We start from the raw sequence: 26,887 nt of genomic DNA, 5'->3' as shown, positions 1-26,887 counted from the left end.
GGGGGTATTTTTTTTTTGTTGACTTTTAGTTAATTTTGTTGAAAATTTAAAAAATTAAAATGGGAAGAGCATTTGAATATAGAAAAGCTTCTAAAATGGCCCGATGGGATAAAATGGCCAAAACATTTTCTAAAATAGGTAAAGACATTGCATTGGCAGTAAAGGCCGGTGGAACAGATCCTGAAGCCAATCCAGCTTTAAGAAGATGTATCCAGAATGCCAAAGGTGCCAACATGCCTAAAGATAATGTAGAAAGAGCTATCAAAAAGGCAGGAGGTGCTGACGCTGAAAACTATGAAGAAATTACATACGAAGGATACGGACAGGGGGGAGTAGCTTTCTTTGTTGAGTGTACTACGAATAACCCGACAAGAACTGTAGCCAATGTAAGAGCGATTTTCAATAAATTTGATGGGAACCTGGGAAAAAACGGAGAGCTTGCGTTTATTTTCGATAGAAAAGGTATTTTCACACTTGATTTATCTCAAATCAAAATGGATTGGGATGATTTTGAAATGGAAATGATTGATGGAGGTGCAGAAGATGTGGAAAAAGATGAAGAAGAAGTAATGATTACAACAGCTTTCGAAGATTTCGGTTCATTATCACATAAATTAGATGAATTGGGAATTGAAGCAAAAAGTGCAGAACTTCAGAGAATTCCAAACAATAGTAAGGAGGTAAATGGAGATCAGTTCAAAGCAAATATGAAGATGTTGGAGCGTTTTGAAGATGATGATGATGTACAGAACGTTTATCACAACATGGAAATCACAGAAGAGCTGATGAACTCACTGTAAAAATAATATAGCATTCATATACAGTTAACTTTCAATTAGTTTCTTTGTATAAAACTATGAAAAGAAACGTTGAGTTAGTTGTCATATCGGATGTTCATTTGGGAACTTATGGATGTAAGGCTAAAGAGCTGTTACGGTATCTCAATTCTATCCAGCCTAAAACATTAGTTTTGAATGGTGATATTATCGACATCTGGCAGTTTAAAAAGTCTTACTTCCCTAAACCTCATTTGAAAGTGATCAAAAAGATCCTTTCGTTGGCTACTAAAAATACGCAGGTTTACTATATTACGGGGAACCATGACGAAATGTTTAGGAAATTTACCGATTTTGAATTGGGTAAATTGAAAGTCTGTAATAAGATCTGTCTTAACATTGACGAAAAAAAGACCTGGATATTTCATGGAGATGTTTTTGATGCATCTGTTCAGCATTCTAAATGGATTGCAAAACTCGGGGGAAAAGGATATGATCTCTTAATTGTTATCAACAATGTAGTCAATTGGTTTCTGGAAAAAATGGGTAGAGAAAAATATTCGTTTTCAAAAAAGATCAAAAATAATGTGAAGAAGGCCGTAAAGTACATTGGTGACTTTGAACTGACTGCTTCCGAATTGGCTATAGACAATCACTATGATTATGTGATCTGTGGGCATATCCATCAGCCTCAGATCCGTGAAGTTACCAATAAAAAAGGATCATGTACTTATCTGAATTCCGGAGACTGGATAGAAAACCTCTCGGCTCTTGAATATCATGATAAAGAATGGAAAATATTCTATTATGATGATCACAAAGATTCACTTCAAGATGACGAAGCGGAAGAAATCCAGGATATGGACAGTTCTGAACTTCTGAAAATAGTAACTAATTTTTCTTAAATGAAAGTATTGTACGCATTTCAAGGGACAGGGAACGGCCATATTGCCAGAGCACAGGAAATAATTCCTATTCTTAAAAAATATGCTTCGGTCGACACCTTGATCAGTGGTCACCAGTCACAATTAAAGGCCGATTTCGATATTAACTTTCAATACAGGGGCGTTTCTCTGCTTTACAATAAAACAGGCGGTTTATCCTATCGTAAAACATTTACTGAAAATAAATTTCTTGAAGCAGCAAAAACAGTCAGAGAATTGGAACTTTCACAGTACGATTTGATCATTAATGATTATGAACCTCTTACCGGATGGGCGGGTAAATTGAAAAAGCTGCCAATGATCGAATTGAGTCATCAGGCTTCCATGAGTTTTGCTGAAACACCCAAACCAGATAGGAAAGATTTTCTTGGTGAGTTAATTCTGAAATATTATGTACCTAGTGAAAGAAAGATTGGTTTTCACTTTGAAAATTATCATCCACAAATCAAAAAACCTGTCATCAGGAAGAAGATCAGAAATCTGAATCCTGATAAAAAAGGGTATTATCTCGTATATCTTCCCAGTTTTGCAGATGAAAATATAATTAAAGTTTTAAAACAGATTCCTGTTGAATGGAAAGTGTTTTCAAAATACAGCAAAGTACAGGTAAAAGTGAAAAACGTCGAAGTTTTCCCCATTGATGAGATACAGTACCTTAAATATTTTGAAAGCTGTGAAGGAATCTTATGCAATGCTGGTTTTGAAACACCTGCAGAAGCTCTTTTCATGGATAAAAAACTTTTTGTGATTCCTATTCATAACCAGTATGAGCAGGAATGTAATGCCAGTGCTCTTGACCTTATGGGAATTCCAAATTCTAAAGTATTAAAGCTTCAGGAAATTATGGAATGGGTAGCTTCAGACCAGCACTTAAAAGTAGATTATCCTAATGATATTGAGGACATCTTGGTGAATGAGGTTTTAATTCTTTAGAAAAATATCTTCTACATCATTCATTCTGGTCATTACAGCTCTAGCATATGAACAGTGGGGATATACTTTCCAATTATTTTCTCTTGCGAACTTTATAGCTTCTTCTACCAGATATTTTCCCAATCCGCGACCTTCAAATTCCGGGTGTACCAGAACAAAAGAAATAATAAACTTGCTGTCTTCCGGGAAAATAGTATAGGTTAATCTTCCTACTTCTTTTGTTTCATTGTTCAGTGTAAGAACGCCACCGTTTCCTGATTTGTTGTTTTCAAATTTCATATTCAAAGGTTTATAAATAAAGATACAAAAATTGCACCGACGGCGAATTGTAATAAAGAAATAGTGAATCTGCTTCCCATTAAGTTCAATTTATTTAATGCCTGTTTTCAGGCAGTTATAAATTAACCATTGAAAATCAACCGATCAGGTATCTTTCCCTGTATAATAATTATAATCCTTAATCACTACATTGATAAACTGTCTCTCTGTCATCTTTGGATCTGTTTCCAGTTTTAAAATGCTTTTGATCTTCTCAGAAAGCTTACTGATGATTTGTCTGTCGTCAACTTTAATGGCCTTGACATAATTGTCTTTGATGATCCTCATATCATTATCGCTTAAGGCGATCACCTGAGGAAAAGAGGGAACGTAATCAATCTTGATATTTTCCAGGATGGTGTGGGAAATATTAATGTTATTCTTTAAGGAAATTACAGCAGTACCCGAAGCGATATCACCCAGACGCTGATTATTTTTGGAAACAATCATAGAGATCAAACCGATTACACCTGCAGCTGAAGTGTCGATGAGTCTGAAAACCCAACGGATAAGATAATCACCAAAGCTTGCCTGATAGCCATCAATTTTTACGACCCGGATCTTCATGAGTCTTTTTCCGGGTGTCTGCCCTTCCATGAGGCTTTCTAAAACCAGAGGATAAATGTAAACCGGGAAGGTAAGAACTATATAAACCGCCATGATAGACCATTGATCCAGTCCTGTCAATAAATACCCAAGATCGAAAATGTTGAAGAAAAGATAGAATACAATGACTATATAAGCAACCTTTATCAAAAGATCGATAATGAAGGCAAGCATTCTTTCCCCGACACTTGCAATAGTAAAGTTAATATTTACATTTTGTGAGGTATTTATCGCAATTTGAGACATATTTTTTATTATTTTAGCCTTACAATTATGAGAGAAGTTTATTTCATTAAACAAAATAAAGAAAAATGGTTGGGAATTGAACAGGTTATTCAAGGTAAAATAAAAAAAAATCCTGATGACCTGTCTTCGTTGTATATTAATCTGATCAATGATCTTTCATTTGCACAGACTTATTATCCTAAAAGTAATACTACGATATATCTGAATCATCTCTCCTCTCAGATATTTCAAAAAATTTACAAAACCAAAAGAGTAGAGGAGAACAGGCTGACCTATTTCTTCAGAACAGAAGTTCCTCTTTTGGTATATCAATACAGGAGATATCTTTTGTATGCATTTCTTTTCTTTATTCTCTTTACCTCAATAGGAGTGCTTTCCGGAGCTTATGATAAAGACTTTGCCAATATCATTCTTGGTGAAGATTATGTAAATGAAACCATAGAAAACATTAAAAAAGGGAATGCTGTAGGTGTTTACCAAAGTGGTTCTACCTGGGGAAGTACCATTGGTATTATTTTCAATAATATCGGAGTGGGAGCAAAATTATATATTTATGGAATCACAGGTGGTATAGGAACTTTATTTGCCCTTCTTTCCAACAGCGTAATGCTTGGTTCATTCCAGTATTTTTTCTATGATTATGGGGCGTTGAAAGACAGTGCAAGAGGAATCTGGCTTCACGGTGTTTTTGAAATCTTTGCGATGGTTGTAGAAGCAATGTGTGGTCTGATTTTAGGAACAAGTATCCTTTTTCCGAGAACTTTTTCGAGATTTAATTCCTTTAAAAGAGGTTTCAAAGATTCTTTTAAGATTTTTCTCAGTACCATTCCGTTTACGATATGTGCCGGGATTATTGAAGGTTATGTCACAAGACATGCTTTGAAAATGCCGCTGGTGGTCAATTTAGCGATAATAATCAGTTCACTGGTCATTATAGGATTTTACTATTTTGTTTATCCTTCAATAGTTTATAAAAAAATTAATAATCACACTAATGATGCAGTTTTATAAAAAAAGAGAATTTGGAGCTTTCATTAGTGACAGCTTTCAATTTTTCAAATTATATGGAAGAAATTATTTTAAAAATTATATCCTGATCAACGGGCTGTTATTAATTTTAACACTTGCCGTAGTTGTTTTTGGCTTTAGAGAAATCTTCGGTCAGCTGGTTGGTTCCAACGTTAGTGGAGAAAGTTATTATTTCGAAAGATATTTTTCGGAAAATGCAGGAATGCTGATTGTGGCGGGAATACTCGTCTTTCTTCTATTCGTACTCTTGGCAATTGTCAACTACCTGTATCCTGTTTTTTATATGAAACGGATCGCTGAAGGAGCTCAAAAGGTCAAAACAGATGAGATTCTGGATGATTTTAAAAGAAATGCAGGAAGGATTTTCAAGATGTGCATCGGAATGCTGTTCATCCTACTTCCGATAACTATGATTGTCTTAGGTTTTTCCTATTTGCTGCTGCTTATTATTATTGGGTTTTTCCTCATATTACTTGTATATCCTACTGCATTTAATGTATCGGCATTTCTGATGTATGATTATTTTAATACGAAGAGAGGTTTTATAGAGAGTTTAAGCTATTCCATAAGATCCCAGTTTTCATACGCAAATGGAAATGAAAAATCTCCGTATTGGAAATATTGGGGAGCATCCATCATCATGTTCATAATTATGTATATGGTTACATCGGTATTTACTTTCGTCCCGATGATATTTATGTACGGATCAATTCTTACATCTGCTCCTGACGGGAATTTTGAAGAGAACCCTTTCACCGGAGCCTTGGGAATTCTTTTCTTTGTATTTTATGGAGTTTCCATACTGGCTTCATTAATACTTTCCAATCTGATGTATATCAATGCCGGATTGATGTATTACGATAGCAGAACGGATCTGCATCAGAAAGTTGAACTTGAAGAAATAGAAACGATTGGTAGTAATGAATAAATTCCTTCTTTTTCTGCTGATCTTTTTCTCAATTTGTCCTGTTTATGCACAGGATAACGATGGGAGTGCAACGTTAGAAGATTATTTGGCAGATTCTTTAGGAACGGGGCATTACCGGAATATGCTGCGTGCAGACTCTGTGTTGATCCTGAAACCTGTTTCAGAAAACAGGGTGTATCCTAAAAAGTTCAAAGAAAACCTTCAGTCCCGATATAAAGGAAATGAATTTGATTATTCCGTTTCCAAACCCAGAGAATCTTTTTTCCAGAAACTGATGAGGAGAATAGATAAAATCCTTCAGAGTATTTTTGGAGAAACGGTTTTTACAAACTCCGCCAAAATCACGACAATTCTTATCCGCCTGTTCGCTATTATTCTGGTAGGATTTCTTCTTTATTTTATTATTAAATTTCTCATGGGGAAAGATGGAAATCTTTTTTTCGGTAAGAAAAATAAAAAAGTAAATATCAATGCAGAAGAACTTCACGAAAATATTCATGAGATCAACTTTCCTGAAAGCATTGCAAAATTTGAAAGGGAAGGAGATTACCGTTCAGCAGTACGTTACCAGTTTCTGTTTATTTTGAAAAAACTGAGTGATAAAAAGCAAATCAACTGGAACCCTGAAAAGACCAATAAAGATTATGCCGCAGAATTAAAGAATATTGACCTGAAAAACGAATTTGCCGGCTTGTCCTATATTTTCGATTATGTTTGGTATGGAGAGTTCAATATTGATGAACAGAACTATTTGAAATTCAAAAGTCAGTACCAGGCATTTAAAATTTAATTAAATCATTTAACATGAAAAAAACCTTCAAAATATATGCTGTGATATTCATCGTTGTGATGGTTATTCTGGCATTGCTTGAAGTCAACAAAAAGGAAACAACAAACTGGCGTAAGAATTTTAATATCAACGAAAAATCTCCCTTTGGCCTGTTTGTTTTTGGTAATGAAGCAAAAAGTCTGTTTAAGAATAATCTTAAAAAAATAGAACAAACACCTTACGACTATTACAGCGAGCGAAAAAAGGAAGCACACAATATCATTGTTATTGAAAAAGACCTTGATAAAGAGTCCTGGAAAAAAATTATGGATCAGGTATCAGACGGTTCGGATGCTATGATCCTAGTGAGCAATGTACCCAAAGATATTTCAGATAGCATTGGATTCTATAGTTCAGATATATCTTTCGCTGAAGAAAATGTACTGAAACTTACAGACAAAGTATACCAGAATGATTTTATTAAATTAGATAAGTTTCCGTCTGGCAGAGGATTTTCCTATATCAAACCTAAAGTGGAAGTTTTGGGAAAGACAGTAGAGAAAGACAATACTGACCAGGTCAATTTTATTAAGACCAAGTTTGGGAAAGGAACGATTTATGTTCATAGTGAACCGCTTTTCCTGACTAACTATTATTTGTTGAAACCGGGAAATGTAGAATATGCTCAGGATGTTTTTTCATATCTTCAGGATAGAGAAACGATCTGGTTTGTAGAAAATGACACTAAAGTTTCGCGTTTCTTCATGAGGTTTGTACTTTCCAATCCCGCGTTGAAATATGCATGGTGGGTACTTTTGGGAGGTCTTGTCCTGTTTATTTTCTTTAACGCAAAACGAAAGCAGCGAATAGTGCCTGTTGAAGAACCTCTGAGAAATACCTCAGTTGACTTTGTAAAAAGCATTGGAAATCTTTATCTTCAGGAAGGAGATTTTCATGATATGATGGCTAAGAAAGCCCAATATTTTCTGAATAAAGTAAGAATGGATCTTTTGATTGATACCCAAAATCTGGATGAAGAATTTGTGAAAAAACTTCATTTAAAGACCGGGAAAACAATGGAAATGATCAACGAAGCTATCATTCTGATCCGAAAAGGTCAGGATCCATATGGAAATGTGATGAAGGAGGACCTTACCAGAATGAACAAGCTTCTTGATGAAATACTGAAATAAACAATGAAACAATCTATTTACTTAATAATGTACCAATAAAAGGAAGATATGACGCAGGCCAAATTATCGGAGAAAGATAAAATCACTGCATTATTAAACCGTTAGATTGCTAGACCAAAAAACATATAATTATGGAAAACCTTGAAAACCAGAATGTAGAAAATCAAAGTTCTATTAATTTAAATAAAAAAGAAGATCAGTTTCAGTCGAGAATTGATATGATCGAGCTTCGTGCCAGCTTGGAAAAAGTAAAAGCTGAAATCGCCAAAGTAATCGTAGGGCAGGAAAGCATGATCGAGCATCTTATTGCTGCGCTTTTATCAAACGGACATGTATTGATAGAAGGGGTTCCGGGAGTTGCGAAGACCATCACGGCAAAGCTTTTGGCAAAAACGATGGATGTGGGTTTCAGCAGAATTCAGTTTACGCCGGATCTTATGCCTTCAGATATTTTGGGAACTTCAGTTTTCAGTGTAAAAAACTCTGAATTTGAATTTAAAAAAGGACCCATTTTTTCCAGCTTTATATTAATTGATGAGATCAACAGATCACCGGCTAAAACTCAGGCCGCTTTATTTGAAGTAATGGAAGAAAGACAAATCACCATGGATGGGATCCGTTATGTTATGGATGAACCATTTCTGGTTGTTGCGACACAAAACCCTATTGAACACGAAGGAACATACAGGCTCCCTGAAGCACAGCTAGACCGTTTTCTGTTCAAAATCAATGTAGGATACCCTAATCTCGAGCAGGAGATTGCGATTATCAGAAACCAGCATGAGAGTAGAAAAGAGGATAAAACGGAAGGTGTAAACCGTGTCATTACTGCCGAACAGCTGAAAAGTTACCAGAATCTCGTTAAAGAGATCATCGTTGAATCGCAGCTGATGGAATACATTGCTAAAATTATCGTCAATACACGAGAAAACCAATTCTTGTATCTTGGCGCTTCTCCAAGAGCTTCTCTGGCTTTGCTTACGGCTTCCAAAGCATTTGCCGCTATGAGAGGACGGGACTTTGTAACTCCTGAAGATATCAAAGAAGCAAGTTACGCTGTATTAAGACACAGAGTAATCGTTTCTCCGGAACGGGAAATGGAAGGTTTAACTGCAGATGAGATTATACGTCAGATTTTAGAGGGAATAGAGATTCCAAGATAGGTAGAAGACTATGGTTATAGAAATAAATCAGGGCATTATCGAAATGTGAAAAATGCTGAACGGTTTAATAAACTCTCTACAGTAAGTCCCACCAACAACCTGCTACCCGCGATCAAAAAAATGAAAAACCTATACATCAATACACGATTTTTCTTTTCACTCATTGGAGTGGGGATATTGTATGTCCTTGCTTTTTTCTTTCCGTTTCTGATGTGGGCAGCTCACATAGTACTGATTATTTGTTTTCTTGCAGCAATGGTAGATTATCTTTTACTGTTTAATCAAAAAAATGCGGTGCTTGCTCAAAGGATACTTCCGGAAAAACTATCCAACGGCGATGAAAATTTTGTAAAGATTGATATTAAAAATAACTACAGTTTTAAGATCAGTACAAAGATCATTGATGAAATTCCGTTTCAGTTCCAGAAAAGAGATTTTTTAATTACAAAAAATATAGAACCAGGTAGGAATACCTATTTCCAGTATAGCCTTGAACCTAAAGAAAGAGGAGAGTACAGCTTTGGTAATCTGAATGTGTATGCATCTTCACCATTGGGATTTGTGTCAAAAAGGTTTACTTTTCAAAAAGATGCGATGCTGCCTGCTTATCCGTCATTTGTGCACCTCAGAAAATATGAACTGATGGCGTTGCAAAGTGAATTTATGATGGGCGGAATAAAAAAGATAAGAAAGCTGGGACATACGATGGAATTTGAGCAGATCAAAGACTATGTTCCCGGAGACGATATAAGAACAATCAACTGGAAAGCCACATCCAAAACAAATCGGTTGATGGTGAATCAGTTTCAGGATGAAAAATCACAAAGGATTTTCATTCTCATTGATAAAGGACGAACCATGAAAATGCCTTTTAATGGATTGAGTCTTCTTGATTATTCCATTAATGCTGCAATGGCTTTGTCACATATTATTCTGAAAAAGGGTGATCGGGCAGGAATGATGACCTTTTCCAAAAAGACTGAGAATAAAATCGCAGCTGAAAACAAATCCGGACAGCTGAAAAAGATCTCAGAAGCTTTATACAATATTAAAACTGATTTTTTTGAAAGTGACTTTAACCGCTTGTATCAGGATGTGAAATATTCTCTGAATCAACGAAGTCTTGTTCTGCTTTTTACCAATTTTGAAACCCTTGACGGGTTGAACAGACAGCTGAAATACCTCCGTGGAATTGCCAAAAACCACCTGTTGGTTGTCATATTTTTTAAAAATTCAGAATTGCAGACCCTGATTCACAAGAACCCTGAAAATATGCAGGAGATCTATGATGAGATCGTTGCCGAAAAATTCGAGTTTGAAAAGAAACTGATCATTCAGGAACTCAGAAAGTACGGGATTTATACCGTATATACTCTACCTGAAAACTTGAATATTGACGTTATCAATAAATATCTTGAGATAAAAGCGCGGGGAATTTTATAATTTTGCACTGATCATAAATCTAATGGCTCCCATCACTCTAAGCGGAGCCGAAAAATCTTTTAATAAAATTCGAAATGAAAATAACACTAAACAGACTTAACGACGATTTTTTATTTGAATGTACCAACTCACAGGGGAATACTATTCTTTTGGATAATACCTCACAACCCGGAGCTAAAGGTGTTTCTCCTATGGAAAGCGTACTGATGGCTGTTGCCGGATGCAGTGGAATAGATGTCGTAGCTATCCTGAAAAAACAACGTCAGGAAATCACAGGTTTCCAGGCTGAAGTAGAAGGAGAAAGAATTCCGGTAGAAGATGCAAAACCTTTTAAATCGATCAAAGTAAGATTTCTTCTGGAAGGGAATATTGATCCTAAAAAAGCATTGAAAGCAGCGCAGCTCTCTTTTGAGAAATACTGTTCCGTATCAAAAACTTTAGAACCAAATGTAGAGATCGGTTATGAAGTTCTTGTGAACGGAGAAAAAGTTTAATTTTTTTAATTAATATAAGAGGCCGGCCCATTTGGGCCGGCCTCTGCTTTTTATACTGTTAATCTAGGTTTCATAAGTTTGGCTACCGTTGCCGTCCATCCGGTTTGGTGAGAAGCTCCTACGCCACGACCGTTGTCTCCGTGAAAATATTCAAAGAAAGTGATATAATCCTTAAAATGTTCATCGTAATTGAACTTGGCATTGCCGCCATTGAAAGGTCTTTGCCCGTCTTCATCTTTTAAAAACAGTGAGCATAGTCTTTTGCTGATATTTTGTGCTACCTCATCAAGGTTTTTCTTTTCACCGCTTCCGGTCGGAAATTCTACTTTTAAGCTGTTCCCGTAATAAAAGTGAAAACGCTGTAAACTTTCTACGATCAGGAAATTGATAGGGAACCAGATCGGCCCGCGCCAGTTGCTGTTGCCTCCAAACATTCTGCTGTCGCTTTCCGCAGGAGTATAATATACTACATTTTCAGTACCGTGAACTGAGAATACAAATGGATTTTCTTCGTATACTTTTGACATGGCACGAATTCCATAAGAGCTTAAAAATTCATTCTCATCAAGCATTCTTCTCAAAACCTTAGTTAGTCTGTTTTTGCGTAAAATACTCATCAGATGTTTTCTGCCCTGTCCTTCCTCGTCCCAATGGGAAACCAGCTTTGTAAGCTCCGGTTTGTTCTTCAGTACCCATTCCATGCGTGTCTTGAAATTAGGCATCTTATCCAGTAATTTATGGTCTATAATTTCTACTGCAAACATAGGAATCAGTCCAACAATACTTCTAAGTTTTAACGAAACACTTTCTCCATTGCCGAGCTGAAGTACATCATAGAAAAAGCCGTCTTCCTCATTCCATAGACCTTCTTTCTCTTCACCTAAGTTTTCCATTGCTTCTGCGATGTACAGATAATGTTCAAAAAATTTGATCGCCATATCTTCATACACCTGATAATACTGGGCGAGTTCCATTGCAATCCGCATCATATTCAGGGCGTACATTGCCATCCAGCTGGTTCCGTCTGCCTGTTCAAGGTGTTGTCCGTCTTTCAGTTCCATATTACGGTCAAAAGCTCCGATATTATCCAGACCAAGGAAGCCTCCGCCAAAAATATTATTACCGCTTTGGTCTTTTCTGTTTACCCACCATGTAAAATTTAGAAGGAGCTTCTGGAAAACCTTCTCCAGAAATAAAAGATCAGGCTTGCCATTCTGTTTTTCATCAATTTTAAAAACACGGAAGCATGACCATGCATGGACAGGAGGATTCACGTCGCTCAGATTCCATTCATAGGCAGGAAGCTGACCGTTTGGATGCATATACCATTCCTTCGTCAAAAGAAGAAGCTGTCCCTTTGCAAATTCAGCATCAATAATGGAAAAAGGAACGCAATGAAAAGCCAGATCCCAGGTAGCATACCATGGATATTCCCATTTATCGGGCATCGAGATAATATCCTTATTGTGAAGATGGTTCCATTCTGTATTTCTTACATAGTCATTGAAGTTTCTTGGAGCCTGATGATTAGGATCCCCTTTCAGCCATTTCCCTACATTGTAATGATAAAACTGTTTATTCCAAAGAAGACCGGCAAAAGCCTGTCTCTGAACATTCCTTTCATCATCATTTGTCGTTTCACTTTGGATTTCATGGTAAAACTCATTGGTGTCAGCGATTCTAGCAGCAAAGATCTCGTCAAAATTTTCAAAAGGCTCATCCACCTCAGCAGGACATAATCTGAAATCAAAAGTTTTAGACTGACCTGCTTCTATGATTTCATCTATAATAAAAGAAGCTTTGCTGCCTCTTTTTTCAGGATTCACTGTATTGCTCCCGTAAATAATATGATCGTTAATGCCATCTTTGAAATAAGTATTTCCTGTATAAGGAGCTCCATATAATTTTGGAGTATTGGTTTCATTCTCACAGAAAGCACTCTTGGCCGCCAGATTTCTTGAATACAGCTTTTTGATTGAAATACTGTCATGATTAATATCGATGCATCCGTCGTAGGAGGCATTGGTCTGTCCTTTATAAGTATTGTAGCCCCATTTCCAGTTATTTCTAAACCAGGCAGTGGGAGCTACCACAATCGGGGCATCCTCACGACTTCTGTTATGAACAGTTACTCTCGCCAGAATATCATTATGGTCTGCTTTACAGTATTCAATAAAAATATCAAAATATTCGTCATTGTCAAAAATTCCAGTATCAAAAATTTCGTATTCGGGTTCCTTTTTACTGCGCCTCCCATTTTCTGCAACAAGATCATCATAGGGAAATGGGTTGATGGGATACTTGTACACCATTTTCATATAGCTGTGGGTAGGTGTATTATCAAGGTAGTAAAAAATCTCCTTGATATCCTCTCCGTGATTACCCTGAGGATTGCTCAGCCCGAAGAAACGTTCTTTTATTATCTTATCCTTTTTGTTCCAGAATGAAAAAGCAAAACAGAAAATCTGCTTCACATCGGAGATTCCTGCTATACCTTCTTCACCCCATCTGTAAGCATAGCTTTCTGCATTATTATGGTTCGCGTAATGCCAGGCGTTTCCGTTTGGGCTGTAGTCTTCACGTACATTTCCCCACTGTCGGTTGCTGACATATGGTCCCCAGTTTTTCCATTGGGAATCTTGTAATCTTTCTTTTTCAACAGTCATATTTCATCATTTTTTCAAGACGAAGTTAGTTTTTTTGAAAAATAATTCCAATTCTTTTCATCTGAATAATTCTTAACATAGCCTTGAAACACTTATGATTAGAGGCTTTTTTAAGATTAAATATTTTTTCTTTTAAAATTTAAAAGAAAAGACATATCTTTGCAGAGCGTTCATTCAAATATTGAAAATGTTATCAAGAAAGGTTGAGGGATTAGACCCTATGAAACCTTAGCAACCCTTTGTGCAAGCAGAGAAGGTGCTACGTTCTACCAATTTATTTTGGACAGATAACTTACTGAAGTTCTTTTCAGCCATTTCCTGTGGCATTTTCAATTGTATTAAAATAATAATAGAATTGAAAACAGAACTAAACTATATTAATCTTTCGTATCAGAATCATTCCCAAAAGGAATGCCATATCCCGTTGACTTATCAGATCTTCGGGAAAGAGCTGTTTACAGCACCTGTTATATTGGTAAATCATGCTTTAACCGGAAATTCAAATGTTTCCGGAGAAAAAGGATGGTGGAAACAATTGATCGGTGATCAGCAGGTAATTGATACGAATACATACACTGTTCTTTGTTTCAATATTCCCGGAAACGGATATGATCATTTTTTAATTGACCATTACGAAGACTTCACCCCTTCAGACATTGCTGAAATATTCCTGAAAGGTCTCGAAGCTTTACATATCAAAAACTTATATGCCATTATTGGAGGTTCACTCGGAGGAGGAATTGCCTGGGAAATGCTGGCGAAGCAGCCGCAGCTTGCAGAGATTTTTATTCCTGTTGCCTGCGATTTCAGAACTCATGACTGGCTTCACGCACAGTGTCTGGTTCAGAAATTTCTGTTGAATGGAAATGAAGAACCTCTTCAAAAAGCTAGGATCCACGCTATGTTGTGCTACAGAACTCCACAGTCCCTAAACGACAGATTTCAGAATAGATATCTTAAGGAAAATCAGCGGTTGGAATCAGAAGACTGGCTTGTTTATCATGGAAATTCACTAAACGATAGATTTAGTTTAAGCTCTTACAAGCTTATGAATCATCTTCTCATGAACATCAATACGGACGAAAATAAACTGGAAAAGATCAGCGCACGAATGCACCTGATTGCTGTAGATACAGATTTGTTTTTTCCTGCCTCAGAAATACGAATGTGCTTTGAGAAGCTGAAAGATAAAAAGAAAGAAGTCTTCTATCATGAGATACAGTCAATTCACGGACATGATGCCTTCTTAATGGAATACAAACAATTAAATAATATCATCAACAATATTTTCAGAATGAAAGAGAGCGAAAGCGAAACTCCATCTGATAATAATAAACAAAAAGTAAAGAACAGATGAAAAATGCGAACGAAATAAAGTTTTTAAAAAACAGATCAATCATCAAGTTTGAAGGAGAAGATTTCTTAGGAGAAATAGGAATCGACGGAAGAATTTTTAAAGCGCTTACTTTAGCGCGAATCAGTGTGGGAGTGATCTCCCAGCAGGCGATAGAAAACGGACTCTCTATTCTGGTGAACGAGGCAGATGCTGAAAAAGCAGTGGCTTGCCTGATTGACGAATTTGAAGCAGAGAGAAAATCAGGAAAAGTCTCACAAATCTATAGTATCAATAATGTTTCAGTACTTGGTTTTGTAGCTGAAGATTTCAATAAAGTACTTGCAGAACTTGCAAGAAATAATGTTTTCCCACTTCTTTTAAATCAGGTAGCTGGCGAAAACAGAGTAAATATTGTAGTAACTTCTTCACAGGATGAGAAAACAAAGAATGTTATTGAATCTGAAATTTTCAAAAAACCCAAAACAGTACATCTTGCAATTATCGGACATGGGAATGTAGGGAAGACTTTAATAGAACAGGTTTTGCGATCTTCAGAAGAAATAAAAAGAAGAAAAAAGATCGATCTTAAAGTGGTTGCAGTAGCCAATTCAAGAAAAATAGCTTTTAATAAAAAGGGTTTTAATGCCGATTGGAATGATGAGGTTCTAACGGCTGAACATCCATCGAATGTGGAGGAGCTGATCAACTTCTCCAAAGAAAATCAGTTGGAAAATCTGATCGTAGTCGATAACACGGCCAGCAAAGATTTTGTGAAAAATTATCATACCCTTGCTGAAAATGGTTTTGATCTGGTTTCTTCCAATAAAATATTCAATACACTTCCCATCGAGGAATACCGTAAACTAAGATATACGTTGAGCAAAAACAACAGACGATATCTTTATGAAACCAACGTAGGAGCAGGACTTCCATTAATTGATACCATAAAATTGCTACACCTTTCAGGAGAAAATATTACGAGGATTAAAGGCGTATTCTCTGGGTCGTTAAGTTATATCTTCAATAACTTCTCAGTGAGAAATGATAAGTTTTCAACCGTAATAGGAGAGGCAATGGAAAAAGGATATACAGAGCCGGATCCACGTGAAGACCTTTCAGGAAACGATGTCGCACGAAAACTTCTGATCCTTGCCAGAGAGTTAGATCTTATTAATGAATTCCAGGATATCAACATACAGAATTTAATCCCGGAAAATCTATTGTCGGTAGAAAAAAGTGAATTTATCTCAAGACTGGATGAACTGGATGAGGAATATCAGAAACTTAAAGAAGGACAGGAACCGGATCATGTACTGCGCTATGTAGGAGATCTTCACGGAGATCTTCAGAAAGATAAAGGGCAACTTGATGTGAAATTGATTTCAGTGCCTGGAAGTTCTGCCTTAGGCCAGCTTAAAGGTTCAGATTCTATCTTTGAGATTTATACTGAAAGTTATGGAGAAAATCCGATTGTGATTATGGGCGCCGGTGCCGGTGCTCAGGTAACTGCAAGAGGTGTTTTTGGAGATATTCTAAGAGTAAGTGAAACTAAATAATATTAATAATGTAACAATATAGCAAGGTAACAGCCTGGCAATCATTCGTACATTGATAATTAAACTATATGGAAAATTTTGAAACTTCAGCGATAAGAACCCAAACTGAAAGAAGTCAGTTTGATGAACATTCTACCCCTTTATACCTTACATCCAGCTTTATTTTTGAAGATGCGGAAGATATGAGAGCAAGTTTTGCGGAAGAAAAATCCAAAAACCTGTACAGCCGTTTTTCAAATCCTAATGTGACAGAATTCACAGATAAGATCGTAAAAATGGAAGGTGCAGAAGCTGGATATGCATTCGCTACAGGAATGGCAGCTATCTATTCCACATTTGCCACTTTATTGGATGCGGGCGATCATATTGTAAGCTGTCAGTCTGTTTTTGGATCTACACATACCCTTTTTACAAAATATTTCCCTAAGTGGAATATTGAAACAACGTATTTCAAAGCAGAGGATGCAGAGCATGTTGAGCAGTATATTAAACCCAATACCAAGATCCTGTATCTTGAGACTCCTACCAATCCTGCTATTGAAATTCTTGATCTTGAATTTTTTGGAAAGATCGCGAAAAAACATAATTTGATTTTTATTGTAGATAACTGTTTTGCAACACCTTATCTGCAACAGCCCATTAAATATGGTGCAGATGTTGTTGTACATTCTGCAACGAAACTGATTGATGGACAGGGAAGAGTATTGGGAGGTGTAGCTGTAGGGAAGGCTGATCTGATCAGAGAAATTTATCTTTTTGCCAGAAATACAGGACCTGCCATGTCGCCATTCAACGCATGGGTATTGTCTAGAAGTCTGGAGACGCTGGCGATTCGTGTTGAAAAGCACTGTGAAAATGCATTAAAGGTTGCCCAATTTTTAGAAGACCATCCGAATGTTAAGCTGACCAAATATCCATTCCTGGAATCTCATCCAAGCTATGCAGTGGCTAAAAAGCAGATGAAATTGGGAGGTAACATAGTCGCATTCGAAATTAAAGGTGGAATAGAAGGAGGAAGAAATTTCTTAAATAAAATAAAAATGTGTTCACTTTCTGCCAATCTGGGAGACACCAGAACGATTGTAACGCATCCTGCCTCAACTACCCATTCAAAACTGACAGACGAGGAAAGAAACGAAGTAGGAATTACAGCGGGTCTTGTTCGATGTTCTGTTGGCCTGGAGCATATAGATGATATCATTGCAGATCTAAAACAGGCTTTAGATTAGTTGGGCAATTAATCGTTAAAAGATAATACATATGAGCAGAGATTATACACAACTGGAGGTTTGGAATGAAGGAAAAAAATTGGTTGTTCTATTAGATAGTTTCACCAAAAAAAAATCAGGAAAAGAATTGCCGGATTTTACCAGCTACATTAGGAGAGCTGTAGTTTCAGTTCCTTCAAACAGGACTGAAGGATTTGGAATAGGGACCTCGGAAAGTACTCTGCCATTTTTGGATATTGCTGGAGGATCTTTATATAAGCTTGAAAATGAGCTTTGCTTGTCCTTGGATCAAAACCATATTTCTAAGACAGATTTTGATAAAATTACAGCAAAAATCATTTTATGTAAAAAGCTTATCAGTGGATTTATCAATTATTATAAGAAAATAGAAAATGAAAAATAATACAGTAGACACTCAACTTTCATTGCTCAACGCTCAATTGGAGAAGAGAATTCTCGTTCTGGACGGAGCTATGGGAACCATGCTTCAGCGCTATAAATTCGAGGAAGAAGATTACAGGGGAGAACGTTTCAAAGACTGGGAGCATCCTGTAAAAGGAAATAATGACCTTCTTTCTCTGACGCAGCCTCAGGCCATTGAGGAAGTTCACAGAAAATATCTGGAAGCTGGAGCAGACATTATAGAAACCAATACATTTTCAGGAACTACCATAGCTATGGCGGATTACCATATGGAAGAGCTTGTGTATGAACTGAACTATGAATCCGCAAAAATAGCTAAAAAAGTCTGTGACGAATTTACTGCTCAAAATCCAGATAAGCCCAGATTTGTGGCAGGTTCAATAGGTCCTACCAACAGAACAGCAAGCTTAAGCCCGGATGTTAATGATCCCGGTTACAGAGCAATCACTTTTGATGAATTAAGAGTCGCCTATAAACAACAGTGTGAAGCTTTGCTGGATGGAGGTTCAGATATACTTTTGGTAGAAACCATTTTCGATACACTGAATGCAAAAGCGGCTTTGTTCGCTATTGATGAACTTCAGGATGAAAGAAATATTAAAATACCAATCATGGTTTCCGGAACAATTACCGATGCTTCGGGAAGAACCTTAAGTGGACAGACAGCAGAAGCTTTCCTTATATCTGTTTCGCACCTGAATTTATTAAGTGTAGGTTTTAACTGTGCTTTGGGTGCTGACCAGCTGACTCCTTATCTTGAAACTCTGGCTCATAACTCAGAATTTTATGTTTCAGCCTATCCAAATGCCGGACTTCCCAATGCTTTTGGAAAATATGATGAGACACCGGAAGATATGGCGAGACAGATCAAAGAATATGTTGAGAAAAAACTTATTAATATCATCGGAGGATGCTGTGGTACAACTCCGGATCATATAAAAGCAATTTCAGACTTGGTCGCACAATATCCGCCAAGAAAAGCAAAGGAATTTGTGTGAGCATGTAGTTTTTAAATTAAAACAAGAAATAGAAGCTGGTTTATAAAAAGTTTCCGCTGTTTACCATTTTAAGCAGAATTATAGATCTGCCGAAACCGAATGCAGACAGTGCCTATTATAATTTAGCAGAATAAAAAATTAATGAAATATTTAAGATTATCAGGCCTTGAGCCTCTTATCATAACACCGGAAAGTAATTTCATCAATGTTGGTGAAAGGACTAATGTTGCTGGGTCCAAAAAGTTTTTAAGACTGATAAAAGAGGAAAAATTCTCTGAAGCTCTAGATATTGCCAGAAATCAGGTAGATGGCGGAGCACAGATCCTTGATGTCAATTTTGATGATGGACTGATCGATGGAAAAGCTTCAATGATCAAATTCCTGAATTTAATAGCTTCAGAACCGGATATCGCAAGAATTCCAGTGATGATAGACTCCTCAAAATGGGAGATCCTGGAAGCCGGACTTCAGGTAGCACAAGGTAAATGTGTAGTGAATTCAATCAGCTTAAAAGGAGGTGAAGAAGAATTTATCAAGCAGGCTAAAGCTGTCAAAAGATACGGTGCTGCAGTAATTGTAATGGCATTCGATGAAGATGGTCAGGCAGACAATTATGACCGAAGACTTGAGATTTCAAAACGGTCTTATGATATTTTGGTTAATCAGGTTGGTTTTCCTGCGGAAGATATCATTTTTGACCTGAATATTTTTCCAGTTGCAACGGGAATGGATGAGCATAGAAGAAATGCCATCGATTTTATTGAAGCGACAAGATGGGTAAGGCAAAACCTTCCCTATGCATCTGTGAGTGGAGGTGTAAGTAATGTTTCCTTTTCATTCCGTGGAAATGATACCGTAAGAGAAGCGATGCACTCCGTATTCCTTTATCATGCCATTCAGGCAGGGATGAATATTGGGATCGTTAACCCCTCGATGCTCGAAGTATATGACGAGATCAATAAAGAACTTCTTGGCCTTGTAGAAGATGTAATCCTTGACAAAAGAGAGGATGCTACCGAAAGACTTTTGGATTATTCCGAAAAACATAAATCCGTCAAAAAGGAAATTGTTGAAGATCTGGAATGGCGTACAAAACCTTTACAGGATAGAATTACCCATGCCCTGGTAAAAGGAATCGACCGTTTTATTGAAGAAGATGTAGAGGAAGCAAGATTACAGTCTGCGAAGCCGCTTCACGTTATTGAAATTAATCTGATGACCGGAATGGGTGTAGTTGGAGATTTATTCGGAAGCGGAAAAATGTTCTTACCGCAGGTTGTAAAATCTGCGAGGGTAATGAAGAGAGCAGTTGCTTATCTTCAGCCTTTTATTGAGGACGAAAAAGACGGTTCAAGACCCGCCAATGGAAAAATTCTGATGGCCACAGTAAAAGGTGATGTTCATGATATAGGCAAAAACATTGTGAGTGTGGTATTGGGCTGTAACAATTATGAAATCGTTGATCTTGGAGTAATGGTTCCGGCCGAAAAAATTATTCAGGCTGCCATAGAACATAAGGTTGATGTGATCGGATTAAGCGGATTGATCACACCAAGTCTTGATGAAATGGTATATATCGCGTCTGAATTAGAAAGACAAAATCTCAATTTTCCATTATTGATAGGTGGTGCAACTACTTCAAAAGCACATACCGCTGTGAAAATTGATTTAAAATATAAAAATGCAGTCGTTCACGTCAACGATGCTTCACGGGCAGTAAATGTAGTGAGCTCGCTGCTTGGTGACAGAAATAAAGAATATGTTTCAGATCTGAAAGACGAATATTCTGATTTCCGCGAAAAGTTCCTGAACAGACAGGTTGATAAAGATTATGTTTCTATTGAAGAAGCAAGGAAAAGCCATTTCAGTATCGACTGGGACAGTGAAGAGATTTTTACACCGAATCATTTAGGAGTAACCGTTTTTGAAGATCAGGATCTGAGAGAATTGCTTCCGTTTATTGACTGGTCGCCGTTCTTCAGAAGTTGGGATCTGCACGGGAAGTACCCAAATATCTTTGACGATGAGGTCGTAGGGGCTCAGGCAAAAGAATTATTTAAAGATGCACAGGTTATTTTAAATAAAATTCTGGATGAAAAAAGGCTCCAGGCAAAAGCTATCTTCGGGATTTTTAAAGCCAATTCAAATGAAACGGATGATATTCTGATCTTTAACGAAAATAATGAAGAACAGGCTAGATTCTTAACTTTAAGACAGCAGGCCCAGCGATCCAAGGGGAAAGAATATTTGGCATTAAGTGATTTTATCGCTCCACAAAGCTCTGGAAAAACAGATTATGTAGGAGCATTTTGCGTGACTACCGGTTTCGGAACAGATGAGTTTGCAGAAGAATATGAAAAAGCAAATGACGACTATAATGCCATCATGGTAAAAGCTCTTGCAGACAGATTTGCAGAAGCCTATGCTGAATTTTTGCACAAAAAAGTAAGAACGGAATATTGGGGCTATGCCAATCAGGAAAGTTTAAGCAATGAAGATTTGATCGCAGAAAAATATAAAGGAGTACGTCCGGCTCCAGGTTATCCTGCCTGTCCTGACCATTTGGAAAAGAAAACCATCTGGGATCTTTTAAAAGTAGAAGAAAATACAGGCGTTTTCCTTACTGAAAGTTTGGCAATGTTTCCAACAGCAGCAGTTTCCGGATACTATTTCGGAAGTCCGCATGCGAAATACTTCGGCCTTGGAAAAATTACAGAAGATCAGCTTAAAGACTATGCGAAAAGAAGAGGATGTTCTATAGACGAAGCAAGAAGATGGTTATCTCCAAATCTAGCTTAAAGGTTTATGAATATGTTAGTCGGGGTTATTGAGTACTACCAACCAACAACTCGCCAACCAGAAACAAAAATAACTAAACTATAAAATGAAGATCACTGAACACATAAAGAACGCCAATGGGAAGACCTTATTCTCCTTAGAAGTGGTTCCGCCCCAAAAGGGAATCGGAATTGAAGATCTGTATACCAATATAGATCCGCTTATGGAGTTTAAACCGCCTTTTATTGATGTAACCACTTCCAGAGAAGAGTATATTTACCTTGATAAAGGAAACGGATTGATGGAACGCCGTATCACCAGAATGCGTCCCGGAACCTTAGGGATTTGTGCCGCGATCCAGCATAAATATAATGTAGATACTGTTCCCCATCTTCTTTGCGGAGGCTTCACCAAAGAAGAAACAGAATACCTTCTGGTAGACTGTATGTATTTGGGAATAGAAAATATAATGGCTTTGAGAGGAGATGCAATGAAGGGGCATCAATACTTCGAACCTACACCGGGAGGTCATGCCAGTGCGATGGATCTTGTTCACCAGATTAATGATTTGGGAAGAGGGAAATATCTTCATAACGATGAGGAAGCCTGTGATGAGCTCAACAAATTCTGTGTAGGAGTAGCCGGTTATCCTGAAAAGCATATGGAAGCACCTTCTATGAATTATGATTTGAAATGGTTGAAACAAAAAGTAGATGCCGGAGCAGATTATATTGTAACCCAGATGTTTTTTGACAATAAGAGATTTATAGAGTTTGTTACGAAAGCAAGGGAAATGGGAATTACGGTGCCTATTATTCCGGGGATTAAGCCTATTGCAACAAAAAAACATTTAAAAATTCTGCCGCAGATATTCAAGATCGATCTTCCTGAAGAGCTGATCAATGAAGTTGAAAAAGCTAAAAATAATGAAGCTGTAAAACAGATCGGTGTGGAATGGGCCATCAACCAATGCAGAGAACTGTTGGATTTCGGAGTCCCTGTTCTCCACTTTTACTCCATGGGGAAAAGTGATAATATTAAAAAAGTAGCCGGAGAGCTATTCTAATAGAGTATCTAATGAAAGGAACCCTGCCATTTAATGGCAGGGTTTTTTATTTAAAGAATCGGATGTCTCTCAAATTCTTTGGTGCGGTCAAATAAATATCGGTAAGTGGTAAGTTTTCGGGTAACTGTTGTATCAAGACTTTCTGCTATTTTTATCATTTTGGGGTTAAAATCTCCGATCCATTGAAGTTCCGTTGTCTTGAAATCGGTATGTTTTCTTAAGTGCTGTGTCCCTTCCCAAATCATATATCCATCAATCCCCTTCTTCTGCCATTCAGGAATGACACCGAAAACAAGTCCTACCATTTTTTCATTCTTTGTGAATTGTTTTATCCACAAAAATTTAAGCTTTTCCACAATACCGAATTTTCCATTAAGATATTTGAACCACTGATTCACATCCGGAAGATTCATCCACATGGCAATAGGTTTTTCATTTTCGTACACGAACCAGGAAATGTGTTCATTGATAATAGGCTTCATCGCTCTGAACATTTTCAGAACTTTTCCTTCTTCCAGTTGTTTCCCTTCACCATGGGCAGCCCATGCCTGATTGTAAATTGTCGTAAAATCTTTTGCAAATTTGGGAAGGTCATTTTTTTTCATCGGTCTTGCGGAGATCGCGGGATTCCTGCTGTGCTTGGTATGCATGAGCGTGAAAATCCGTGAAACTTCAGCAAAAATGGGTCTTGAAAAGCAGAGTTGTTCAAAATACAGCTTAAAGCCATAGTTTTCAAACAGTTTCTGGTAATAAGGGAAATTATAGTTCATTCCAAATAAGGGCTCAGCAAAACCTTCCGTTAAAAGTCCCCAAAACTTATCCCGCTCTCCGAAATTGATCGGCCCGTCCATAGCTTCCATTCCTCTTTTCTTCAACCAGTCTTTACAATGGTCGAAAATAAAATCAGCTGTTTTCTGATCATTGATGCAGTCGAAAAAACCTATTCCTCCCGTAGGCTGTTTCTGTTCATACAGACCCGAGATAAAGACCGCTACTTTTCCTACCGTTTCTTTCTGTTTATTTTTAAATAAAAACCGGGCACATTCTCCGTTTTGGAAGGATATGTTTTTTCCAGGATTAAAGATATCTTCAATGTCCTGGTTCCGGGGTCTGATGTAGTTTTTGTCGTGCTGGTAAAGTTGGGCGGGAAATTCTAAAAATTTCTTTTTCTGGTTTTCGTTCTGTACTTCTTCGACAATAATCATAGGCTAAGTTGAGAATGGATAATGTTTTTCGTCCAAATTGAAATCGATGAACAGATTTTATCCGTATTTTTGCTGCAAATTAAATAAAAATGGTTGATTTTACTGATAACGACGATGATATTTTCACTGGAAAAGAGCATACGCCTATAAGAAAAGATGCATTTGATAAATCGCCACAGGAAAAAATAGAAAAAATCACCGAACTTTTTGGTGAAATTATGGAAACACTGGGGATGGATATGACGGATGATTCTTTAAAGGATTCACCGAAGCGTGTGGCCAAAATGTATGTAAATGAAATTTTTGGAGGACTTCTTCCGGAAAACAAACCTGGGATTTCTACATTTTCCAACAAATACAAATACCGCCAGATGCTGGTGGAAAAGGATATTACCGTATATTCTTTCTGTGAACACCATTTTCTCCCCATCATTGGAAGAGCCCATGTAGCTTATATCTCAAATGGTGAAGTAATTGGTCTTTCCAAGATCAACAGGATTGTGGATTATTACGCAAAAAGGCCGCAGGTTCAGGAAAGACTGACGATGCAAATCGTAGATGCTTTGAAAGAAGCATTAGGTACCAAAGATGTTGCCTGCATTATTGATGCAAAACATTTATGCGTCAACTGCAGAGGAATAAAAGATACAGCAAGTTCTACCATCACGGCAGAATTAAGCGGAATTTTCAGAACCAATCCTATCACCAGACAAGAATTTCTTCATTACGTAGGAAGTCATGCTAAGCTTGATTATTAGTCAATAAATGGATTACCATATTCTAAAAAACATTATCGAAGCTGAGCTTCAGAGATTTGCAGGTCAATAATAGAAAGGAGATGGTAGAGGTCATTAGATCCAATAGTAAGTAGCCTGCAAATTTGAAATTCAGGGAGGATTGATACGAAATATCTGCGCCTATACAAAAAGTAGAATTTTATGTATTGGAGTATGAAAGAATATATTAAAAATAACATCAAAAAACCGAGGGCTTCAACAATAGTGAATCGGTAATATCTATCAAAACAGGTCAGGAATTTACCTATTAAGAAGATATATTTTTCTTTAAATTTGTTGAAAATTATTTTGTATTAAGCAATGTTGGCTAATTGGTTGATCAGATATTTACTGTTAAATTTGTACCATGGTAATATTTAAAAAAGTTTCAAATAAAATTTTTCTCACAACAATTATTTGTTGTGGATAGAATTATTTTACCTAATTTTTAAATCATTTAATCAACTGAATTTTTTTAATTTTAAAAAATGCAACTAAAACTATATAATTCTCTTACAGGAGAAAAAGAAATATTTAAACCTATCTTAGAAGGAAATGTCGGGATGTATGTCTGCGGGCCTACCGTATACAGCAATGTGCATTTGGGAAATGTAAGAACATTTCTTTCCTTTGATTTTATTTACCGGACCCTGATGCATTTGGGATATAAAGTGAGATACGTAAGAAATATTACCGATGCAGGGCACCTTACTGACGATGGAAATGTAGATAACGACAGATTCGTAAAACAAACCCGTCTGGAAAAACTTGAGCCTATGGAGATCGTACAGAAATATACGGTGGATTTCCATAAAGTTTTGGAAATGTTCAACCTGCTTCCTCCCAATATTGAGCCGACAGCTACAGGTCATATCGTAGAACAGATCGAGCTTACACAGAAACTTATCGAAAGAGGTTTCGCGTACGAAAGTAATGGTTCTGTATATTTCGACGTGCTTGAATACAATAAAAGAGGCCTGAACTATGGCGAGCTCTCAAAACGTAATATCGAAGAACTTTTTGCCAATACCCGAGATCTTGACGGACAGGGTGAAAAGAAAAATCCACAGGATTTTGCTTTATGGAAAAAAGCATCTCCTGCTCATATTATGAGATGGAATTCCCCTTGGGGAGAAGGTTTCCCGGGATGGCACCTTGAATGTACAGCAATGAGTACAAAATATTTGGGTGAAAAATTTGATATCCACGGTGGTGGAATGGACTTGAAATTCCCACACCATGAATGTGAAATTGCTCAGGGGAAAGCCTGCAATGATACCGCTCCGGTGAACTACTGGATGCATGCCAATATGCTGACAATGAATTCTCAGCGTATGAGTAAGTCGACAGGGAACTATATCCTTCCAATGCAGCTGGTGACCGGAGAAAATGACTTCTTTGAAAAGCCTTTCCATCCTTCAATCGTGCGTTTCTGCTTCCTGCAGGCACATTATAGAAGTGTGCTGGATATCTCAAATGATGCGATGATCGCCAGCGAAAAAGGATTTATCAGATTAATGGAAGCCATTAAAGTATTAAACTCGATCACTCCGGACAATGAAAAACAGTCTGGTTTTGATCTTAAAGAGTGGAAAAAGAAATGCTATGATGCGTTAACTGATGATTTCAATTCTCCGATTTTGATCGCTCACCTGTTTGAAGCAGTAAAATTTATTTTTGCTTTAAATGACGGTAAAGAGACCATCTCCTTGGAAGATCTTGAAGATTTAAAAACTACGCTGCATGCTTTTGTATTCGACGTTTTAGGACTTCAGAATATTGAAGAAAACAATAATGAGAAACTTGATCAGACTTTAAAAGTTTTGATTGAACTGAGAAATCAGGCAAGAAAATCAAAAAACTTTGACCTTTCGGATCAAATCAGAGACAAACTTCTTGCTGAAGGTATTGAACTAAAAGATGGAAGAGACGGGACCAGCTACGTTCTGAATTAGACCTCAAAAATAAATGATACAGCTCCCGCCCATAAGCGGGAGTTTTTTGTTGTAATA

General features: G+C 37.0%; 23 protein-coding genes and 1 riboswitch. Of the genes, 19 read left to right on the top strand and 4 right to left on the bottom strand.

Annotated features, from left to right (window positions below):
• The first annotated feature begins 59 nt into the window (after window positions 1-59).
• The 3 genes from IW16_RS00715 to IW16_RS00705 are packed head-to-tail and all read left to right on the top strand — an operon-like array spanning window position 60 to window position 2,653.
• Window positions 60-800 carry a YebC/PmpR family DNA-binding transcriptional regulator gene (locus tag IW16_RS00715; protein WP_034738699.1) on the top strand — a complete coding sequence of 247 codons (741 nt, stop codon included), beginning with the start codon at window positions 60-62 and terminating at the stop codon, window positions 798-800.
• A gap of 56 nt (window positions 801-856) precedes the next feature.
• Window positions 857-1,681 carry a UDP-2,3-diacylglucosamine diphosphatase gene (locus IW16_RS00710; protein ID WP_034738697.1) on the top strand — a complete coding sequence of 275 codons (825 nt, stop codon included), beginning with the start codon at window positions 857-859 and terminating at the stop codon, window positions 1,679-1,681.
• Complete coding sequence (locus IW16_RS00705) at window positions 1,682-2,653, top strand: glycosyltransferase family protein (RefSeq protein ID WP_034738695.1); 972 nt, start codon at window positions 1,682-1,684, stop codon at window positions 2,651-2,653.
• Here the strand turns inward: IW16_RS00705 and IW16_RS00700 are convergent.
• Both IW16_RS00700 and IW16_RS00695 read right to left on the bottom strand, forming a co-directional pair.
• Window positions 2,642-2,932: a GNAT family N-acetyltransferase gene (locus IW16_RS00700; protein ID WP_034738693.1), complete on the bottom strand. Its 291-nt coding sequence runs from the start codon at window positions 2,930-2,932 to the stop codon at window positions 2,642-2,644. The genes IW16_RS00705 and IW16_RS00700 overlap by 12 nt on opposite strands.
• Window positions 2,933-3,076: 144 nt before the next feature.
• Window positions 3,077-3,823: an RDD family protein gene (locus IW16_RS00695; RefSeq protein ID WP_034738691.1), complete on the bottom strand. Its 747-nt coding sequence runs from the start codon at window positions 3,821-3,823 to the stop codon at window positions 3,077-3,079.
• A 27-nt stretch (window positions 3,824-3,850) separates the two neighbouring features.
• Here IW16_RS00695 and IW16_RS00690 point away from each other — a divergent pair, with 27 nt between their 5' ends.
• From IW16_RS00690 to IW16_RS00660, 7 genes are all read left to right on the top strand, one after another.
• The gene (locus tag IW16_RS00690) at window positions 3,851-4,834 is read left to right on the top strand and encodes a stage II sporulation protein M (RefSeq protein ID WP_034738689.1); all 984 of its coding nucleotides are present in this window, start codon (window positions 3,851-3,853) and stop codon (window positions 4,832-4,834) included.
• Window positions 4,818-5,780: a DUF4013 domain-containing protein gene (locus IW16_RS00685; RefSeq protein WP_034738688.1), complete on the top strand. Its 963-nt coding sequence runs from the start codon at window positions 4,818-4,820 to the stop codon at window positions 5,778-5,780. The genes IW16_RS00690 and IW16_RS00685 overlap by 17 nt, the downstream gene beginning before the upstream one ends.
• Window positions 5,773-6,570: a hypothetical protein gene (locus IW16_RS00680; RefSeq protein ID WP_034738685.1), complete on the top strand. Its 798-nt coding sequence runs from the start codon at window positions 5,773-5,775 to the stop codon at window positions 6,568-6,570. Before IW16_RS00685 ends, IW16_RS00680 begins: the two co-directional genes overlap by 8 nt.
• Window positions 6,571-6,584: 14 nt before the next feature.
• Window positions 6,585-7,742, top strand: coding sequence for a hypothetical protein (locus IW16_RS00675; RefSeq protein WP_034738682.1), 1,158 nt, complete (start codon window positions 6,585-6,587; stop codon window positions 7,740-7,742).
• A gap of 131 nt (window positions 7,743-7,873) precedes the next feature.
• Window positions 7,874-8,905, top strand: coding sequence for an AAA family ATPase (locus IW16_RS00670; RefSeq protein WP_034738681.1), 1,032 nt, complete (start codon window positions 7,874-7,876; stop codon window positions 8,903-8,905).
• 120 nt (window positions 8,906-9,025) lie between these two features.
• Complete coding sequence (locus IW16_RS00665; RefSeq protein WP_034740419.1) at window positions 9,026-10,348, top strand: DUF58 domain-containing protein; 1,323 nt, start codon at window positions 9,026-9,028, stop codon at window positions 10,346-10,348.
• A gap of 74 nt (window positions 10,349-10,422) precedes the next feature.
• Window positions 10,423-10,842, top strand: a complete 420-nt coding sequence (locus IW16_RS00660; RefSeq protein ID WP_034738678.1) for an OsmC family protein — start codon at window positions 10,423-10,425, stop codon at window positions 10,840-10,842.
• A gap of 50 nt (window positions 10,843-10,892) precedes the next feature.
• Here the strand turns inward: IW16_RS00660 and IW16_RS00655 are convergent, their stop codons facing one another.
• Window positions 10,893-13,508, bottom strand: coding sequence for an MGH1-like glycoside hydrolase domain-containing protein (locus IW16_RS00655; RefSeq protein WP_034738676.1), 2,616 nt, complete (start codon window positions 13,506-13,508; stop codon window positions 10,893-10,895).
• A 187-nt stretch (window positions 13,509-13,695) separates the two neighbouring features.
• Window positions 13,696-13,802: riboswitch (SAM riboswitch) on the top strand.
• A 61-nt stretch (window positions 13,803-13,863) separates the two neighbouring features.
• Between IW16_RS00655 and IW16_RS00650 the strand changes: the two genes are divergently transcribed.
• The 7 genes from IW16_RS00650 to metF all read left to right on the top strand — a co-directional run bounded on the left by IW16_RS00650 (window position 13,864) and on the right by metF (window position 22,894).
• Window positions 13,864-14,865, top strand: coding sequence for an alpha/beta fold hydrolase (locus tag IW16_RS00650; RefSeq protein WP_051889810.1), 1,002 nt, complete (start codon window positions 13,864-13,866; stop codon window positions 14,863-14,865).
• Window positions 14,862-16,400: an ACT domain-containing protein gene (locus IW16_RS00645; protein WP_034738674.1), complete on the top strand. Its 1,539-nt coding sequence runs from the start codon at window positions 14,862-14,864 to the stop codon at window positions 16,398-16,400. Before IW16_RS00650 ends, IW16_RS00645 begins: the two co-directional genes overlap by 4 nt.
• Window positions 16,401-16,468: 68 nt before the next feature.
• Entirely contained in the window at window positions 16,469-17,629 is a 1,161-nt protein-coding gene (locus tag IW16_RS00640; RefSeq protein WP_034738672.1) for a trans-sulfuration enzyme family protein, read from the top strand.
• A gap of 31 nt (window positions 17,630-17,660) precedes the next feature.
• Complete coding sequence (locus IW16_RS00635) at window positions 17,661-18,032, top strand: four helix bundle protein (RefSeq protein ID WP_034738669.1); 372 nt, start codon at window positions 17,661-17,663, stop codon at window positions 18,030-18,032.
• Window positions 18,022-19,050 (top strand): homocysteine S-methyltransferase family protein, encoded by a 1,029-nt coding sequence (locus IW16_RS00630; RefSeq protein ID WP_034738666.1) that lies wholly within the window; start codon window positions 18,022-18,024, stop codon window positions 19,048-19,050. The genes IW16_RS00635 and IW16_RS00630 overlap by 11 nt, the downstream gene beginning before the upstream one ends.
• Window positions 19,051-19,191: 141 nt before the next feature.
• Window positions 19,192-21,849 carry a methionine synthase gene (gene metH, locus IW16_RS00625; protein ID WP_034738665.1) on the top strand — a complete coding sequence of 886 codons (2,658 nt, stop codon included), beginning with the start codon at window positions 19,192-19,194 and terminating at the stop codon, window positions 21,847-21,849.
• Window positions 21,850-21,934: 85 nt separating this feature from the next.
• Window positions 21,935-22,894, top strand: coding sequence for a methylenetetrahydrofolate reductase [NAD(P)H] (gene metF / locus IW16_RS00620; RefSeq protein WP_034725875.1), 960 nt, complete (start codon window positions 21,935-21,937; stop codon window positions 22,892-22,894).
• Between the two features lie 50 nt (window positions 22,895-22,944).
• Here the strand turns inward: metF and IW16_RS00615 are convergent, their stop codons facing one another.
• On the bottom strand, window positions 22,945-24,099 hold the full coding sequence (locus IW16_RS00615; RefSeq protein ID WP_034738664.1) for a hypothetical protein: 1,155 nt from the start codon (window positions 24,097-24,099) through the stop codon (window positions 22,945-22,947).
• Between the two features lie 89 nt (window positions 24,100-24,188).
• Here IW16_RS00615 and folE point away from each other — a divergent pair, with 89 nt between their 5' ends.
• Together folE and cysS are read left to right on the top strand one after the other, a co-directional pair.
• Window positions 24,189-24,857, top strand: a complete 669-nt coding sequence (folE, locus tag IW16_RS00610) for a GTP cyclohydrolase I FolE (RefSeq protein WP_034725871.1) — start codon at window positions 24,189-24,191, stop codon at window positions 24,855-24,857.
• 506 nt (window positions 24,858-25,363) lie between these two features.
• Window positions 25,364-26,830 (top strand): cysteine--tRNA ligase, encoded by a 1,467-nt coding sequence (gene cysS / locus IW16_RS00605; protein WP_034738662.1) that lies wholly within the window; start codon window positions 25,364-25,366, stop codon window positions 26,828-26,830.
• Window positions 26,831-26,887 lie beyond the last annotated feature (57 nt).

Source organism: Chryseobacterium vrystaatense (assembly GCF_000737765.1).
GTDB classification, from domain to species: domain Bacteria; phylum Bacteroidota; class Bacteroidia; order Flavobacteriales; family Weeksellaceae; genus Chryseobacterium; species Chryseobacterium vrystaatense.
This window is presented reverse-complemented; position numbering and strand designations above follow the sequence as displayed.

Coding starts and splice junctions, on each gene's coding strand:
- IW16_RS00695 (WP_034738691.1), bottom strand. CDS start 3,823: ATGTCTCAAATTGCGATAAATACCTCACAAAATGTAAATATTAACTTT.
- IW16_RS00685 (WP_034738688.1), top strand. CDS start 4,818: ATGATGCAGTTTTATAAAAAAAGAGAATTTGGAGCTTTCATTAGTGAC.
- IW16_RS00645 (WP_034738674.1), top strand. CDS start 14,862: ATGAAAAATGCGAACGAAATAAAGTTTTTAAAAAACAGATCAATCATC.
- IW16_RS00615 (WP_034738664.1), bottom strand. CDS start 24,099: ATGATTATTGTCGAAGAAGTACAGAACGAAAACCAGAAAAAGAAATTT.
- IW16_RS00705 (WP_034738695.1), top strand. CDS start 1,682: ATGAAAGTATTGTACGCATTTCAAGGGACAGGGAACGGCCATATTGCC.
- cysS (WP_034738662.1), top strand. CDS start 25,364: ATGCAACTAAAACTATATAATTCTCTTACAGGAGAAAAAGAAATATTT.
- IW16_RS00660 (WP_034738678.1), top strand. CDS start 10,423: ATGAAAATAACACTAAACAGACTTAACGACGATTTTTTATTTGAATGT.
- metH (WP_034738665.1), top strand. CDS start 19,192: ATGAAATATTTAAGATTATCAGGCCTTGAGCCTCTTATCATAACACCG.
- IW16_RS00710 (WP_034738697.1), top strand. CDS start 857: ATGAAAAGAAACGTTGAGTTAGTTGTCATATCGGATGTTCATTTGGGA.
- IW16_RS00715 (WP_034738699.1), top strand. CDS start 60: ATGGGAAGAGCATTTGAATATAGAAAAGCTTCTAAAATGGCCCGATGG.
- IW16_RS00680 (WP_034738685.1), top strand. CDS start 5,773: ATGAATAAATTCCTTCTTTTTCTGCTGATCTTTTTCTCAATTTGTCCT.
- IW16_RS00665 (WP_034740419.1), top strand. CDS start 9,026: ATGAAAAACCTATACATCAATACACGATTTTTCTTTTCACTCATTGGA.
- IW16_RS00655 (WP_034738676.1), bottom strand. CDS start 13,508: ATGACTGTTGAAAAAGAAAGATTACAAGATTCCCAATGGAAAAACTGG.
- IW16_RS00635 (WP_034738669.1), top strand. CDS start 17,661: ATGAGCAGAGATTATACACAACTGGAGGTTTGGAATGAAGGAAAAAAA.
- metF (WP_034725875.1), top strand. CDS start 21,935: ATGAAGATCACTGAACACATAAAGAACGCCAATGGGAAGACCTTATTC.
- IW16_RS00630 (WP_034738666.1), top strand. CDS start 18,022: ATGAAAAATAATACAGTAGACACTCAACTTTCATTGCTCAACGCTCAA.
- folE (WP_034725871.1), top strand. CDS start 24,189: ATGGTTGATTTTACTGATAACGACGATGATATTTTCACTGGAAAAGAG.
- IW16_RS00690 (WP_034738689.1), top strand. CDS start 3,851: ATGAGAGAAGTTTATTTCATTAAACAAAATAAAGAAAAATGGTTGGGA.
- IW16_RS00670 (WP_034738681.1), top strand. CDS start 7,874: ATGGAAAACCTTGAAAACCAGAATGTAGAAAATCAAAGTTCTATTAAT.
- IW16_RS00700 (WP_034738693.1), bottom strand. CDS start 2,932: ATGAAATTTGAAAACAACAAATCAGGAAACGGTGGCGTTCTTACACTG.
- IW16_RS00675 (WP_034738682.1), top strand. CDS start 6,585: ATGAAAAAAACCTTCAAAATATATGCTGTGATATTCATCGTTGTGATG.
- IW16_RS00640 (WP_034738672.1), top strand. CDS start 16,469: ATGGAAAATTTTGAAACTTCAGCGATAAGAACCCAAACTGAAAGAAGT.